The sequence below is a fragment of the Bacillus sp. UNC438CL73TsuS30 genome, from assembly GCF_000482325.1.
Taxonomy (GTDB): domain Bacteria; phylum Bacillota; class Bacilli; order Bacillales; family Cytobacillaceae; genus Neobacillus.
Genome location: NZ_AXVA01000005.1, coordinates 167,161 through 182,089 on the forward strand (window position 1 = coordinate 167,161; position 14,929 = coordinate 182,089).

Sequence of the window (14,929 nt, forward strand, 5' to 3'; positions counted from 1 at the left end):
CCTTTCTTTAGGGACGGGTTTTTTTATTTTTATAAAAAGTGATCCGGATCAAATTTAATCCCGAGCACTTAAAATATGAAGGAGGAATTATCATGTCAGACGTTGTTAAGATTTCGTTTCCAGATGGGGCAGTAAAGGAGTTCCCACGGGGAACAACAACGGAAGATATTGCTGCTTCCATCAGTCCCGGCCTCAAGAAAAAGGCGATTGCCGGCAAATGGAATGGTAAATTAGTTGATCTTCGCCGTCCAATTCCAGAAGACGGTTCAATAGAAATTGTTACACCGGATTCAAGTGATGCATTAGAGGTTTTACGTCACAGTACAGCTCATTTAATGGCACAGGCAGTTAACCGGCTTTATCCAAATGTAAATTTAGGAGTAGGCCCTGTCATTGAAGGCGGTTTTTATTATGACATGGATTTGGAAGATTCGTTAACACCTGAAGATCTTCCAAAGATTGAAAAAGAAATGGCGAAAATCGTCAATGAAAATCTTGAGATTGTTCGTAAAGAAGTAAGTCGTGCACAAGCTGTACAACTGTTTAAAGAAGCTGGCGATCCGTATAAGCTTGAATTAATCGAAGCGATTCCTGATGAGGAAACAGTAACAATCTACGAGCAGGGTGAATTTTTCGACCTTTGCCGCGGTGTTCATGTACCGTCAACTGGAAAAATTAAAGAATTTAAGCTTTTAAGCATTGCAGGTGCCTATTGGCGCGGTGACAGTAACAACAAAATGCTGCAGCGTATTTACGGTACAGCCTTTTTCAAGAAAGAAGATTTAGCAGAACATCTTCGTCTACTCGAAGAAGCCAAAGAGCGTGATCATCGTAAAATTGGTAAGGAATTAAGTCTTTTCACAAGTTCTCAATTAGTTGGGCAGGGATTACCATTATGGCTTCCTAAGGGTGCAACGATTCGACGTATCGTTGAGCGATATATTGTTGATAAGGAAGTAAGCCTGGGATATGACCATGTTTACACTCCGATCATGGGGAATGTGAATCTTTATAAGACTTCAGGTCACTGGGACCATTACCAGGAAGACATGTTCCCAGTTATGGACATGGATAACGAACAATTAGTGCTTCGCCCAATGAACTGTCCTCATCACATGATGGTTTATAAAAATGCGATTCACAGCTATCGTGAGCTGCCAATTCGGATTGCCGAGCTGGGCACTATGCACCGTTATGAAATGTCTGGTGCGTTATCAGGGTTGCAGCGTGTCCGTGGAATGACTTTAAATGATGCTCATATCTTTGTCCGCCCTGATCAAATTAAGGAAGAATTCCAGCGCGTTGTCCGCTTAATTTTGGATGTCTATAAAGACTTTAATTTAACAGAATACTCATTCCGTTTGTCCTACCGTGATCCACAGGATAAAGCAAAGTACTTTGATGATGATGCAATGTGGGAAAAAGCACAAAGCATGCTGAAGGAAGCTATGGATGACATGGGTCTAGAGTATTATGAAGCGGAAGGGGAAGCGGCATTCTACGGACCTAAACTTGATGTTCAGGTTAGAACAGCATTAGGTAAAGATGAAACACTTTCTACTGTTCAATTAGACTTCTTATTGCCTGAGCGTTTTGATTTAACTTATGTAGGGGAAGACGGAAAGCAGCACCGTCCGGTTGTTATTCACCGTGGTGTCGTTTCAACAATGGAACGCTTTGTTGCCTTCTTAATTGAGGAGTACAAAGGGGCATTCCCAACGTGGTTAGCACCTGTTCAGGTTCAAGTTATTCCGGTTTCACCTGCAGCACACTATGACTATGCAAGAAAAATTCAAGAACAGCTTAAAAGCGCCGGCTTCCGTGTTGAATTAGATGGACGCGATGAGAAAATCGGCTATAAAATTCGTGAAGCTCAAATGCAAAAAATTCCATATATGCTCGTTGTCGGTGACAAGGAAGTCGAAGAAAATGCCGTCAATGTCCGTAAATATGGCGAACAAAACTCAGAAACTATAGCCTTTGCAGCATTCCTTGATGCATTAAAGGATGAAGTGAGAAAAGGCTGATTTTTAAAAAGGAAGGATTTACCTTCCTTTTTGTTTTTGAAAAAACTATTGAATAATTTTTTGTTTCTTGCTAAAATAAATTTCGTTGCATGAACATAGTCTATTTGACATTACGTCTTTGCTTATGTTATAGTAATCAAGGTGAAAATAGAATACGATTTTAGGAAAAGAAGGAGCACCCGCTTCTCACCTGATTGACGCTTATTAGCAGTTGGCAGGTTTTACGTGAACTTTTTGTTTTATTACTTTTGTTTCGTAAAGTGTGGGTGGTTTCATCCGCACTTTTTTGTTTGGTTAAAAAAACAAAACATTGCTTAAAAGTTTTAGTATCTGACGATTTGCTTAGTGTCATAAGTAACGAGGAGCCTTTTTAGGAATCCTTCTTGACCTGGATGTTGTTTTCGTGATTAAACCTTGGAGGTGGCTAATTATTAGCAAAGACATGTTGTTAAATGAGGGAATTCGCGCTCGTGAGGTTCGCCTAATTGATCAAAATGGTGAGCAGTTAGGAATTAAATCCAAAAACGAAGCGTTGGAGATTGCAGGACGAGTGAATCTTGATTTAGTGCTTGTAGCACCAAATGCAAAGCCTCCGGTAGCCCGAATTATGGACTATGGAAAATTTAAATTCGAGCAGCAAAAGAAAGACAAAGAAGCTCGTAAAAACCAAAAAATCATTACCACGAAGGAAGTTCGTCTAAGCCCGACAATTGATGAGCATGATTTTAATACAAAGCTTCGTAATGCCATTAAGTTTTTGGAAAAAGGCGACAAGGTAAAAGCCTCAATCCGATTCAAGGGCCGGGCAATTACCCATAAAGAAATCGGTCAGCGTGTGTTAGACCGTTTTTCCGAATCTTGCAAAGAAGTTGCGACCATCGAGTCACATCCTAAAATGGATGGACGAAGCATGTTCCTAGTTCTTGCACCTAAAACAGAAAAGTAATAAGGAGGAAGTTCCCAATGCCAAAAATGAAAACTCACCGCGGCGCTGCAAAGCGTTTCAAAAAGACTGGTTCTGGTCAATTAAAGCGTGACCACGCTTATACAAGTCACTTATTCGCTAACAAATCTACAAAAGCAAAGCGTAAGCTTCGCAAATCTTCACTTGTTTCAAAAGGCGATTTCAAACGCATTCGTCACTTATTAACTTACGTTAAATAATCTCGTATTTTCGATTTATATAGGAGGGAAATTACATGCCACGTGTTAAAGGCGGTACAGTTACGCGCAAGCGTCGTAAAAAGGTTCTTAAATTAGCAAAAGGTTATTTCGGTTCTAAACATACTTTATATAAAGTTGCAAACCAACAAGTAATGAAATCATTACAATATGCATTCCGTGATCGTCGTCAGAAAAAACGCGACTTCCGTAAACTTTGGATTACTCGTATCAATGCAGCTGCACGTATGAACGGTCTTTCTTACAGCCGTTTAATGCACGGACTTAAGTTAGCTGGTATCGAAGTAAACCGCAAAATGCTTGCTGAATTAGCAGTAAGTGATATAAATGCATTCAATGAATTAGCAAACGTTGCAAAACAACAATTTAACAAGTAATTATATAAAAAGCCATTCTCTACATCGAGGATGGCTTTTTCTCATAGGAGGAATCGAGAGTGGAGGGGAAAACTCTATTATTAGTGGTCTATTTAATTATGAATGTCGCAGGTTTAATCATCATGTGGGAGGATAAACAAAGGGCTATTCATCACAAATACAGGATTCAGGAGAAAACTTTATGGCTTGTGGCACTGTTCGGCGGAGCAATTGGAGCAACGATGGGAATGCAGCTTTACCGCCATAAAACTAAACATGTTCAGTTTAAAATTGGCTTTCCGTTGCTAGCCGTTATAGAATTTATCCTAATGCTCTATTTATTTTTAAAGAATTAAGTGTCTTTCAGGAATTCCTGAATCGGACTTTTCCAATGAATCTCGGCATTTGGATATTTTTCACAGATTTTTTTTTCAATAAAATTAAAGTCTTCTTTGGCTAATCCTTCCTGCTTGTTTTGTGGCCATATCGTAATGGTAATAGCGGTACTACCGTTATATTTTTCACCTGTAAACATAGCCCCTTTGTAAGTCAGCAGGAAGTTTCTTCTAACATCATCACTATCAAGAAGCAAAAAACGCTTCTGTTTACAGGCAGACTTAAGCTTTCGATTAGGTGTTAAAAAGAATTTCAAGACATAATAAAAAAAGAGAATAAGTAAAAGCATTAAAACGAAACGGAGCATCCAGACCATTGTTAAGCCCCCTACTTAATTTTCTTTTAATACGAAACAGAAGGGGGAAAGTTTCAGCAATTTTTGCAAGAATGTTCATAAGTTTTATTTTGATTAAACTACATAAAATTTTTTGCTGGCGGAGGTTCAAAATGGAATATAACGTAAAGGTAAAATTAATGAATGATGATGCGCGTATACCCTATCGGGCACATGAGGGTGATGCCGGATTAGATTTGTTTTCTAGTGAGGAAAAAATAATTAAAGCTGGGGAAGCAGGATTAGTAAGAACAGGTTTACAAATTGAATTGCCAAAAGGAACAGAGGCTCAGATTAGGCCAAGAAGTGGTTTAGCATTAAAACACTCCATTACTGTACTAAACAGTCCGGGAACCATTGATGAAGGGTACAGGGGGGAAATTCAAATTATCCTCATTAATCATGGAAAAGAGGATTTTAAAATAGAAAAACAAATGAGAATTGCTCAAATGGTAATTGCTCCAGTTTTAAAAGTTAATCTTATTGAAACAGAAAATTTATCGGATTCAGTAAGATTAGAAGGCGGGTTCGGTTCATCCGGTATATAAAAAAAGACATTCTGCTTTAATATTTTCTATTTAACAAAGGTACCCTTTTGCTTAATATTTTCCAGATAGAATCTAGTTATACATGAGAACTTATTGTTGTGAACATCCTATAGAGGCTATCGTTTAGTTGAGTTGTTTATCCATTTAATTTGTATCTAGTTTGTAAACTTCTGTATAATTAAATTCGTACATATATTAAGGGGGTAAATAAATGGCGAAATTAGATGAAACATTAACAATGTTAAAAGATTTAACTGATGCCAAAGGGATTCCCGGTAATGAACGCGAAGTTCGCGAAGTCATGAAAAAATACATAGCTCCATACGCTGATGAGGTTATAACAGACGGACTTGGCAGTTTGATTGCCAAAAAGGTCGGTATAGAAGGCGGTCCGAAGATTATGGTGGCCGGCCATCTTGATGAAGTCGGCTTTATGATTACCCAAATCGATGATAAAGGCTTTCTTCGTTTCCAAACAGTCGGCGGTTGGTGGGGGCAGGTCATGCTCGCTCAGCGCGTGACGATTGTTACGAAAAAAGGTGAGGTAACCGGTGTAATTGGTTCAAAGCCGCCGCATATCTTATCTGCTGAAGCGCGGAAAAAACCAGTTGAAATTAAAGATATGTTCATTGATATTGGTGCCTCTAGCCGTGAAGAGGCAATGGGCTGGGGCGTTTGCCCTGGGGATATGGTCGTTCCATATTTTGAATTTACGGTAATGAACAATGAAAAAATGCTGTTGGCTAAAGCTTGGGACAATCGAATCGGTTGCGCGATTGCAATTGATGTTCTAAAACAATTGCAGGGTGTGGACCATCCGAATGAGGTTTATGGTGTGGGCACCATTCAAGAAGAAGTTGGTTTACGCGGAGCGCGGACATCAGCTGCAAAAATTGAGCCGGATATCGGTTTTGGTGTTGACGTAGGAATTGCCGGCGATACTCCAGGAATTTCTGAGCAGGAAGCCATGAGTAAGATGGGGAAAGGGCCGCAAATCATTTTATATGATGCATCGCTTGTTTCTCATAAGGGCTTACGTGATTTTATCACAGATGTTGCAGATGAATTAAATATTCCGTACCAGTATGATGCGATTCCAGGCGGTGGAACGGATGCAGGTTCGATTCATTTGACGCATAAGGGTGTTCCGACTTTAGCGATTACCATCGCTACGCGTTATATACACTCTCATGCGGCCATGCTTCATCGTGATGATTTTGAAAATGCGGTTAAATTGATTGTGGAAGTCATCAAGCGATTAGACCGCGAAACAGTTGATAAGATTACGTTTGAATAAAGATAATTTCCCCCTGGGGCAGTGCCTCGGGGGGAATTATTTTATAAAAAAACTGCCGATCTCAAAAAATCGGCAGCAATTTCATCCATTATTGTTTTAAACCATTTTCAAGTGCAGACAGCATCTCTTTTTTCTCATCCTCGGAGGAATTGTTCCAAATTACTTCAAATAATACCCCAAGACCTGGGAGCATTTTTTCTTCGCCATTTTGGATGGCATCCACAATTGTATCCTCTAACTCAGCCTGTGAGTTCCCAGATACATTATGAATAATAGCATTTCTTAAGTTTAGGTTCATCCATACACACTCCTTTTTAGCCTTCGATTCTTTATTATCATTTCTAATTTTGGTTTAATTATGTATAATGAGGAAATTAAAAAGCATGTAAAAGGAGATTTACTGTTGAAACACATTCAATCTGTCCAAAATCCACAGGTGAAACAATGGAAAAAGCTGCAAACCAAAAAAGAACGTGATAAAACAGGATTGTTCATCGTAGAAGGATTTCACTTAGTAGAAGAGGCCCTAAAACAAAGAGAACAGGTTCTAGAAATTATTATTTCAGACAAGGCGGAGCTGCCGCCGCGCTGGGATACCGGATCAGTATCCATCACACTAGTAACTGAAGAAATTTCGAATACATTATCCGATACAGAAGCCCCGCAGGGAATTTATGCAATTTGCCGTCAAGAAGGCAGCGAAACTGCACTAAATAATGCGAAAACATTTCTATTCATTGATGCAGTACAAGACCCGGGTAACTTGGGAACGATGATTCGTACAGCCGATGCTGCTGGAATTGAGGCTGTTATTGTCGGGCTCGGCAGCGTGGATATTTTTAACGCAAAAGTCCTTAGGTCCGCACAGGGCAGCCATTTTCATCTCCCAATTGTAAGGGGAGACCTAAATGAATGGATCCAGATACTGAAAGGAAAAAACATCCCGGTATATGGAACTGCGTTAGAAAATGCTTCTGTTTATACAGAAACTAAAACATCTGAATCCTTTGCACTTGTTGTCGGTAATGAGGGAGCTGGCGTCAGTAAAGAAATCCTGTCCAATACAACCGCTAATCTCTACATCCCGATTTACGGCAAGAGCGAATCCTTAAATGTAGCCGTCGCAACCGGCATCCTTCTTTATTATTTGAAAAAATAGGCTTGATTAGGGTTTGAAACCGCAAGAAAATTATTATATAATAATGAACAATATTGATATTCTCAAAAACAATGACGGAGAAAAGTATCTTGGACAGAACCTTTTAGGGAGAAAGTGCCGTGACTGAAAGCACTTTTACGCGTTCACACAAGAGAAGTTCACCTCCCGAGTTGGCATCGGGACCATTTTCGGGCGAAAATGTAAAGATGCATCGGCGAAAAGCCGTTATCCGAATGAAGCGAACGCTAATGTTTTATACATACAGTGTTTACAAGGGTGGTACCGCGAACAAAAACCTCGTCCCTTTTTGGGATGAGGTTTTTTTATTTTGTTTAATTCGACAGAATCCGACAAGTGCCTGTCACCACCCGAAATTTGTCGAAATTAAAAGGAGGAAATTCAAATGCAAGAGCGTTTAAAGGAACTGCAGGAGGAAGCGATTCAGAAGATTGAGCAGTCTTCTAGTTTGAAGGAATTGAATGATATTCGTGTTGCGTATTTAGGGAAGAAGGGGCCGATTACGGAGGTGCTTCGCGGGATGGGTAAGCTTTCTGCGGAAGAGCGTCCGATTATGGGGGCACTTGCGAATGAGGTGCGTGAAGCGATTTCTGTAAAGCTTGAGGCAAAGCAAAAGGATTTAGAGGAAGCAGCGGTAATGGAGAAATTGGCATCGGAAACGATTGATGTGACACTTCCAGGCCGTCCGGTTAAGGTCGGCAACCATCATCCATTAACAAGAATTATCGAAGAAATTGAAGATTTGTTTATCGGTATGGGTTACCAGGTGGCAGAGGGTCCGGAGGTTGAGCAGGATTACTATAACTTTGAAGCGTTAAACCTGCCAAAAGGACATCCGGCTCGCGATATGCAGGACTCTTTTTATATCACAGAAGAAATCCTGCTTCGTACGCATACATCACCGGTTCAAGCACGGACGATGGAAAAGAATGAAGGGAAAGGTCCGATTAAAATTATTTGTCCGGGAAAAGTGTACAGACGCGATAATGATGATGCGACACACTCCCATCAATTTATGCAGATTGAAGGACTTGTGGTTGGCGAAAACATCCGTATGAGTGATCTGAAAGGGACATTAGAGGTTTTTGCAAAGAAAATGTTTGGTGAAGACCGCGAAATCCGCCTTCGTCCTAGCTTTTTCCCATTTACAGAGCCATCTGTTGAAATGGATATTTCCTGTAAAATTTGTGGTGGCCATGGCTGCAGCGTATGTAAACGAACAGGCTGGATTGAAATTTTAGGTGCCGGGATGGTTCATCCAAACGTATTGGAAATGGCCGGCTATGATTCGAAAAAATACACAGGCTTCGCATTTGGAATGGGTCCAGAGCGGATTGCCATGTTAAAATACGGGATTGATGATATTCGTCATTTCTACACAAATGACGTTCGTTTCTTAAAGCAATTTTCAACGCATGAATAATAACAGGCCATCGGTCACTTAAGTAAATCAATAAGGAGGAGTAACGACATGTTCGTTTCATATAAATGGCTCCAGGAATATGTAGATTTATCTGGAGTAACGGCAGAAGAATTAGCTGAAAAAATTACCAAGAGCGGGATTGAAGTTGAGGGCGTTGAGGTTCTTAACGAAGGAATTAAGGGTGTCGTAGTTGGGTATGTTCAAGAACGTGAGCAGCATCCAAATGCAGATAAACTTAGCAAATGTCTTGTTGATATTGGTGAAGAAGCACCAGTTCAAATTATTTGTGGCGCACCAAATGTCGCCCAAGGACAGAAGGTTGCAGTGGCCACAGTCGGTGCAGTGCTTCCAGGCAATTTTAAAATTAAAAAAGCAAAGCTTCGCGGCGAAGAATCAAATGGGATGATTTGCTCGTTAACGGAGCTTGGTATGGAAGGAAAAATTGTACCAAAAGAATATTCAGAGGGAATCTTTGTATTTCCAGCTGATGCTGAAGTCGGGACTGATGCACTGGCATTATTAAACAGAGATGACCAAGTTCTTGAGCTTGGGTTGACACCTAACCGATCCGACTGTTTAAGCATGCTTGGTGTTGCCTATGAAGTGGCAGCAATCCTCGGCCGCGATGTAAAGCTTCCGGAAACAGCTCTTCAATCATCAAGTGAAAAAGCATCTGATTATGTAAAAGTGGTTGTTGAAGCAAAAGAGGATAATCCGCTATATGTTGCGAAAATGATTAAAAATGTAAAAATCGGCCCATCCCCATTGTGGATGCAAACACGCTTAATGTCAGCAGGAATTCGTCCGCACAATAACGTCGTCGATATTACAAACTATATTTTATTAGAATACGGTCAGCCGCTTCATGCGTTTGACTACGACCGTTTAGGTTCTAAAGAAATCCTTGTCCGCCGAGCAAAAGATGGGGAAAAGATTGTAACACTCGATGATGCAGAACGCACCTTAACCCCTGACCATCTTGTCATCACAAATGGATCAGAACCTGTAGCCATTGCCGGAGTAATGGGCGGTGCCAACTCTGAAGTAATTTCAGACACCACTACGGTTCTATTAGAAGCGGCTTATTTTAGTGGGGCGGTTGTCAGAAAAGCTTCAAAAGACCATGGATTACGAAGCGAAGCAAGTGCGCGTTTTGAAAAAGGGGTTGACCCGAATCGTGTTCGTGCTGCAGGAGACCGGGCAGCATACCTAATGGCGAAGTATGCCGGCGGTGAAGTGTTAGAAGGTACGGCAGAAGTGGATACCCTTACAGTTGAGCCTGCTATTGTATCGATTACACTTGAAAAAATAAACCGTGTCCTCGGAACAAATCTAAATGCTGCCGATGTTAAAGATATTTTTGACCGTCTGCAATTCGGTGTGACGATTGAAAATGATTTTGTTACGGTTACGGCTCCGACCCGCCGTGGTGATATTAAAATTGAAGAAGACTTAATTGAAGAAGTAGCGCGTCTATATGGCTATGACAATATTCCAAAAACATTACCAATCGGTTCTTCCACTCCTGGAAAACTATCTGATTATCAGAAAAAACGCCGTATTGTCCGCCAATATTTAGAAGGTGCAGGACTTTATCAAGCGGTTACGTATTCCTTAACTAGTGAAGAAAAAGCGGCGCAATTCGCTCTTAATCAAGGTGAGTTCATCCGCTTGGCGATGCCGATGAGCGAAGAACGCAGTATTCTCCGCCTAAGTATCATGCCACAGCTGTTAGAAGTATTAAAATACAATAGTGCCCGTCAAAACGACAGCTTGGGGGTTTATGAAACGGGTGCCGTTTTCTTAGCTAATGGTACGGAAGTGCTTCCAACAGAGGAAGAACATGTAGCGGCTGCGATTACCGGCTTATGGCATAGCCATTCATGGCAAGGTGAGAAAAAGCCTGTTGATTTCTTTGTTTTAAAAGGGATTTTAGAAGGAATGTTTGCAAAACTAGGACTGCTTGATCAGGTGAAATTTATCCAAGCGAGAGTAGATAGCATGCATCCGGGCCGTACTGCGGAAGTACAGCTGAATGACAAAAAAGTGGGCTTTATCGGGCAGGTACATCCAAATGTGCAAAAAGAGCTTGATTTAAAAGACACTTATGTGTTCGAGCTTTCGTTGAAAGATATTCTTGGTGAGGAAACCGCTGCACTTCAATATGAAGCAATTCCTCGTTTCCCATCGATTACAAGAGATATTGCCCTTGTAGCCAATAAAGAAACAGTTTCCAACACCTTGAAGGAAATTATTTTAACAACAGGTGCTCCTTTAATTAAAGAAGCCCATGTGTTTGATTTATACGAAGGGGAGCATATGGAAGAAGGCAAAAAATCCATTGCGTTCTCATTAAAATATGCTGATCCAGAACGGACTTTAACAGACGAAGAAGTCACAAAGGTTCATATTAAAGTGCTTGATGCCTTAAAAGAAAAATCTGGGGCAGTATTACGAGGTTAGATAAAAGAGGGGCTGAATATCCATTCAGCCCCTCTTTTTCTTTACAAGATTCATCGCTTTTTCAGTGTTGGCAAAATGCAGTTTCACATACGAAGGCAAAACATCCTGCCCTTTTTTCAAAATCAGCTTGGCTGCTGCTTCATCCACCTGGGACCCTGCCCCCTTGGGAATCGTAAAGCCTGCTGCAGCACTGAGCTTATCGATATACTGAACGAAGGCATAGCGCGCTAGGATGGAGGCAGCAGCAACTGCTAAATGGATCCCTTCTGCTTTCGTACTAAAATAAACATTCTCACGCGCAATCGCTTTCTGCCCTTTAAGATGTTGAAAATAGGTACTTTCTTGCACAAATTGATCAATCAAAATGGCCTCCGGTTTTGCAGGAGAGATTTTTTCTAACACATGCAGAATCGCTTGATTATGTAGGATCGCCTTCATTTTCCCCTGTGACATTCCCGAATGCTGCAGCCTATTATACTTTTCATTTTTTAAAGTTAGCAGGCTGAAAGGAACAACATCCTTAATTACTTTGGCAATCGCGATAATTTTTTCATCATTTAAATCCTTTGAATCTCGGACACCCAATTCTTTTAATAACGGGATATCCTCTTTTTTAACATAAGCGGCGACGACTGTAATCGGGCCGAAAAAGTCACCGGTACCGACTTCATCCGAACCAACGGCGGACATAAGTCCTATTCCCGTTGGCACATTACCCTTAGCTGAACCAGATTTCGCCGCAGAACCGCTTTTTCGAATAGGCGCAGAAGCCTTTGGAGTAGAATTTCCCCATTTGCTTGCTTCTCCTTCACAATTATTGCCTTGAAAAAGGACTTTGCCTGACTTATAGGCCGTAATCATACAAGCTGGAGTTTTGGCAGCAAAAATACTGCCAGGAGGCGTTTTATCGGTCAGAAAAGAATTATAATAGTTTTTCATTTTTGTGATTTCAGTTAGATCGCATTTTAAAACAACATTCCCCAAAATTTGCACCACATTTCTATAAAATAAGTTTTGATTATGTATAATTCCCAAGGGTTTTCCACATTTCTGTATGGTTTAACTTTTCCACGTATACCCGTTCATGGTATGATAGAGAGTAGGATTCCTTTGAATGGAGGCATTTACGTTGTCAAACTCACAAAAATCAAGAACAACCGTTGATATTTACGGACAGCAATATGTCATTGTCGGAGATGAAAGTTCAAGCCATGTCAGGCTTGTAGCCTCATTAGTTAACGGTAAAATGCGGGAAATCAGCTCCAGGAATCCGTCGCTTGATGTAAGTAAATTAGCCGTTTTAACAGCGGTAAATGCCGTTAATGATTATATTAAAATCAAAGATCAATTGGAGCGGCTGAAAGCTGAATTAATTAAGGAAAAGGACTGAAAAGTCAATGCTGGATTTAGCCATTATTATCTTATTAATTATTGGATTTTTTACAGGTCTTAGAAGGGGATTTATCCTTCAACTTGTACATTTAACAGGTTTTATTATTGCATATATTGTGGCAAATTTATACTATGACGATTTGGCTTCAAGGTTAACACTGTGGATTCCTTATCCTAAATTAGGGGAAGACACTACCTTAAAGCTGTTAACGGGCAGCAGCAATATGGAAGCAGCCTTTTATCGGGCGATTGCCTTTGTCATCATCTTTTTTGCCGTAAAGGTACTGTGTCAAATCATTGGTTCCATGCTTGATTTTATTGCCCATTTGCCAGTCCTTAGATTTTTAAATGTTTGGGCAGGGGGATTCCTTGGATTTGCCGAAGTCTATTTACTTATTTTTATTTTATTATATATTGCAGCGCTCATTCCATTGGAAGTTTTACAGAATCCATTAGATCATTCTGTATTGGCTGGGATGATGGTAAAGCATACCCCAATCCTTTCGCAGCAAATTAAGAGTCTATGGATTGAATATTCAACTGCTTTAACTTCTCTGTAGCAGAGAAGTTTTTCTATTGATAAGGAAATGCTATTCTTTAAGGTGGGTGGAGTCGATGGAAGTAAATAAAAAAGAAGTCATTCGTTTATTAGAAATCATTGCGGTATATATGGAACTGAAAGGGGAAAATCCGTTTAAGGTTTCCGCTTTTCGAAAAGCCGCCAATGCTTTGGAGGCAGACGAACGCAGTTTATCAGAGATTGAAAACTTTACGGCGATTTCCGGTATTGGGAAAGGAACGGCCGCTGTCATTGATGAATACATAAAAGACGGTACATCCACTGTATTGGATGAGCTAAAAGAGGAAGTTCCAGCTGGATTAATTCCGTTATTGCAAATCCCCGGACTCGGAGGCAAGAAAATTTCAAAGCTATATCAGGAGCTGGGAATTGAGGATGTCAATGATTTAGAGGAAGCCTGTAAATCTGGCAAAGTGCAGGGGCTTGCCGGCTTTGGCAAGAAAACAGAAGAGAAAATTTTAGCGGCTATCGCGGGCTTAGGCAATCGGCCGGAGAGGCTGCCATTGGCCTATATGCTTCCGATTGCGGAGCAGATTGAGGAGATCTTGGCAAACACCCCGGATATTGAGCGCTTTTCAAGGGCAGGAAGTATCCGCAGAATGAGGGAAACAATTAAAGATTTGGATTTTATTATTGGGACGAACCATCCTGAAAGTGTAAAGGACTCCCTGCTGAAACTTCCAAAAATTAAAGAAGTCATTGGAGCCGGAGACACAAAGGTTTCCGTCGTATTTGGACTTGATTATGATGTTTCGGCTGATTTCCGACTGGTAAAACCGGAGGAATTTATTACGACCTTACATCACTTTACCGGTTCAAAGGACCATAATGTCCGCATGCGTCAGCTGGCTAAGGAACGCGGTGAGAAAATTAGTGAGTATGGTGTTGAAAATCTTGAAACCGGTGAAATTTTGACTTTTTCCTCCGAAGAAGAATTTTTCAAACATTTCGATCTCCCGTTTATCCCGCCGGAAATCAGGGAGGATGGTAAAGAAGTCGGAGAATTCACAGCAAATGAGGAACTAATCGAGCTGAAGGATATAAAAGGGGATCTCCATATGCACTCAACATGGAGTGACGGTGCCCAAACGATCGAAGAAATGGTCGAAGCCTGCCGTGCCAGAGGTTATAAATATATGGCCATTACCGATCATTCCCAGTATCTCAAGGTGGCCAATGGTCTTACAAGAGAGCGGCTTTTAAAACAAAGGGAAGAAATTAAAAAATTAAATGAAAAATATGATGATATTCTCATTCTATCCGGGGTGGAAATGGATATTCTTCCGGATGGAACATTAGACTATGAAGATGATTTACTCGCTGAGATGGATTTTGTGATTGCCTCAATCCATTCCGCTTTTTCCCAACCGCGGGAGAAAATCATGGAACGGCTTAAGACAGCTTTAATTAATTCAAATGTCGATTTAATTGCCCATCCAACCGGCCGAAAAATCGGACGCCGTGCCGGCTACGATGTCGATTTGGACCTGCTGATTGAGCTCGCAAAAGAAACCAATACGGCCTTAGAATTAAATGCAAACCCGAACAGGCTTGATTTAGCGGCTGAATATTTAAGAAAAGCACAGGCAGCGGGTGTAAAGATTCTGATTAATACGGATGCACATAGAATGGATACATTAGCCCATATGGAAATTGGCGTTTCAGCTGCCAAAAAGGGTTGGATCAAAAAATCCTCGGTGTTGAATGCACTGGAAACGAATGATTTACTGGAATTTTTGCATAATCGATCATAA

At 40.7% G+C, this 14,929-nt stretch carries 16 protein-coding genes and 2 other annotated features; of the genes, 13 read left to right on the top strand and 3 right to left on the bottom strand.

The genetic code is table 11. The features are described from left to right. Positions 1–92: 92 nt before the first annotated feature. The 5 genes from thrS (at position 93) to M028_RS0100970 (ending at position 3,921) form a co-directional block, all read left to right on the top strand. Positions 93–2,027 (top strand): threonine--tRNA ligase, encoded by a 1,935-nt coding sequence (thrS, locus tag M028_RS0100950; protein ID WP_026572232.1) that lies wholly within the window; start codon positions 93–95, stop codon positions 2,025–2,027. 161 nt (positions 2,028–2,188) lie between these two features. Beyond that, positions 2,189–2,321 (top strand) — a sequence feature (ribosomal protein L20 leader region). Positions 2,322–2,454: 133 nt separating this feature from the next. Next, positions 2,455–2,973: a translation initiation factor IF-3 gene (gene infC / locus M028_RS0100955; RefSeq protein WP_197031362.1), complete on the top strand. Its 519-nt coding sequence runs from the start codon at positions 2,455–2,457 to the stop codon at positions 2,971–2,973. 17 nt (positions 2,974–2,990) lie between these two features. Then, positions 2,991–3,191 carry a 50S ribosomal protein L35 gene (gene rpmI / locus M028_RS0100960; RefSeq protein ID WP_026572234.1) on the top strand — a complete coding sequence of 67 codons (201 nt, stop codon included), beginning with the start codon at positions 2,991–2,993 and terminating at the stop codon, positions 3,189–3,191. Positions 3,192–3,226: 35 nt separating this feature from the next. Then, positions 3,227–3,586 (top strand): 50S ribosomal protein L20, encoded by a 360-nt coding sequence (rplT, locus tag M028_RS0100965; protein WP_026572235.1) that lies wholly within the window; start codon positions 3,227–3,229, stop codon positions 3,584–3,586. Between the two features lie 59 nt (positions 3,587–3,645). Continuing rightward, the gene (locus M028_RS0100970; protein WP_026572236.1) at positions 3,646–3,921 is read left to right on the top strand and encodes a DUF1294 domain-containing protein; all 276 of its coding nucleotides are present in this window, start codon (positions 3,646–3,648) and stop codon (positions 3,919–3,921) included. Here M028_RS0100970 and M028_RS0100975 read toward each other — a convergent pair. Next, on the bottom strand, positions 3,918–4,277 hold the full coding sequence (locus M028_RS0100975) for a hypothetical protein (protein WP_026572237.1): 360 nt from the start codon (positions 4,275–4,277) through the stop codon (positions 3,918–3,920). The genes M028_RS0100970 and M028_RS0100975 overlap by 4 nt on opposite strands. Positions 4,278–4,408: 131 nt before the next feature. Here M028_RS0100975 and dut point away from each other — a divergent pair, with 131 nt between their 5' ends. Together dut and M028_RS0100985 are read left to right on the top strand one after the other, a co-directional pair. Continuing rightward, the gene (gene dut, locus M028_RS0100980; protein ID WP_026572238.1) at positions 4,409–4,843 is read left to right on the top strand and encodes a dUTP diphosphatase; all 435 of its coding nucleotides are present in this window, start codon (positions 4,409–4,411) and stop codon (positions 4,841–4,843) included. A gap of 211 nt (positions 4,844–5,054) precedes the next feature. Further along, the gene (locus tag M028_RS0100985) at positions 5,055–6,140 is read left to right on the top strand and encodes a M42 family metallopeptidase (RefSeq protein ID WP_026572239.1); all 1,086 of its coding nucleotides are present in this window, start codon (positions 5,055–5,057) and stop codon (positions 6,138–6,140) included. An 88-nt stretch (positions 6,141–6,228) separates the two neighbouring features. Here M028_RS0100985 and sspI read toward each other — a convergent pair whose 3' ends face one another. Next, the gene (gene sspI, locus M028_RS0100990; protein WP_026572240.1) at positions 6,229–6,438 is read right to left on the bottom strand and encodes a small acid-soluble spore protein SspI; all 210 of its coding nucleotides are present in this window, start codon (positions 6,436–6,438) and stop codon (positions 6,229–6,231) included. Between the two features lie 105 nt (positions 6,439–6,543). Between sspI and M028_RS0100995 the strand changes: the two genes are divergently transcribed. The 3 genes from M028_RS0100995 (at position 6,544) to pheT (ending at position 11,203) form a co-directional block, all read left to right on the top strand. After that, the gene (locus M028_RS0100995; RefSeq protein WP_026572241.1) at positions 6,544–7,299 is read left to right on the top strand and encodes a TrmH family RNA methyltransferase; all 756 of its coding nucleotides are present in this window, start codon (positions 6,544–6,546) and stop codon (positions 7,297–7,299) included. A gap of 62 nt (positions 7,300–7,361) precedes the next feature. Further along, positions 7,362–7,607 (top strand) — a binding site (T-box leader). A gap of 95 nt (positions 7,608–7,702) precedes the next feature. Beyond that, positions 7,703–8,740, top strand: a complete 1,038-nt coding sequence (gene pheS, locus M028_RS0101000; RefSeq protein ID WP_026572242.1) for a phenylalanine--tRNA ligase subunit alpha — start codon at positions 7,703–7,705, stop codon at positions 8,738–8,740. A gap of 48 nt (positions 8,741–8,788) precedes the next feature. Further along, positions 8,789–11,203, top strand: coding sequence for a phenylalanine--tRNA ligase subunit beta (gene pheT, locus M028_RS0101005; RefSeq protein ID WP_026572243.1), 2,415 nt, complete (start codon positions 8,789–8,791; stop codon positions 11,201–11,203). Between the two features lie 24 nt (positions 11,204–11,227). On the opposite strand, the gene rnhC is transcribed toward pheT, so the two are convergent. Further along, positions 11,228–12,187 (bottom strand): ribonuclease HIII, encoded by a 960-nt coding sequence (gene rnhC, locus M028_RS0101010; RefSeq protein WP_026572244.1) that lies wholly within the window; start codon positions 12,185–12,187, stop codon positions 11,228–11,230. Between the two features lie 145 nt (positions 12,188–12,332). On the opposite strand from rnhC, the gene zapA reads away from it, so the two are divergent. The 3 genes from zapA to polX are packed head-to-tail and all read left to right on the top strand — an operon-like array spanning position 12,333 to position 14,929. Next, the gene (zapA, locus tag M028_RS0101015; protein ID WP_026572245.1) at positions 12,333–12,593 is read left to right on the top strand and encodes a cell division protein ZapA; all 261 of its coding nucleotides are present in this window, start codon (positions 12,333–12,335) and stop codon (positions 12,591–12,593) included. Between the two features lie 7 nt (positions 12,594–12,600). Further along, a complete protein-coding gene (locus M028_RS0101020) occupies positions 12,601–13,155 on the top strand; it encodes a CvpA family protein (protein WP_026572246.1) in 555 nt (184 codons plus the stop codon). A gap of 55 nt (positions 13,156–13,210) precedes the next feature. Next, positions 13,211–14,929, top strand: coding sequence for a DNA polymerase/3'-5' exonuclease PolX (polX, locus tag M028_RS0101025; protein WP_026572247.1), 1,719 nt, complete (start codon positions 13,211–13,213; stop codon positions 14,927–14,929).

Bases quoted from the DNA above. Each gene is read 5' to 3' on its own strand.
- thrS (WP_026572232.1), top strand. From the start codon at position 93: ATGTCAGACGTTGTTAAGATTTCGTTTCCAGATGGGGCAGTAAAGGAG.
- rpmI (WP_026572234.1), top strand. From the start codon at position 2,991: ATGCCAAAAATGAAAACTCACCGCGGCGCTGCAAAGCGTTTCAAAAAG.
- rplT (WP_026572235.1), top strand. From the start codon at position 3,227: ATGCCACGTGTTAAAGGCGGTACAGTTACGCGCAAGCGTCGTAAAAAG.
- M028_RS0100975 (WP_026572237.1), bottom strand. From the start codon at position 4,277: ATGGTCTGGATGCTCCGTTTCGTTTTAATGCTTTTACTTATTCTCTTT.
- dut (WP_026572238.1), top strand. From the start codon at position 4,409: ATGGAATATAACGTAAAGGTAAAATTAATGAATGATGATGCGCGTATA.
- M028_RS0100985 (WP_026572239.1), top strand. From the start codon at position 5,055: ATGGCGAAATTAGATGAAACATTAACAATGTTAAAAGATTTAACTGAT.
- sspI (WP_026572240.1), bottom strand. From the start codon at position 6,438: ATGAACCTAAACTTAAGAAATGCTATTATTCATAATGTATCTGGGAAC.
- pheS (WP_026572242.1), top strand. From the start codon at position 7,703: ATGCAAGAGCGTTTAAAGGAACTGCAGGAGGAAGCGATTCAGAAGATT.
- pheT (WP_026572243.1), top strand. From the start codon at position 8,789: ATGTTCGTTTCATATAAATGGCTCCAGGAATATGTAGATTTATCTGGA.
- M028_RS0101020 (WP_026572246.1), top strand. From the start codon at position 12,601: ATGCTGGATTTAGCCATTATTATCTTATTAATTATTGGATTTTTTACA.
- polX (WP_026572247.1), top strand. From the start codon at position 13,211: ATGGAAGTAAATAAAAAAGAAGTCATTCGTTTATTAGAAATCATTGCG.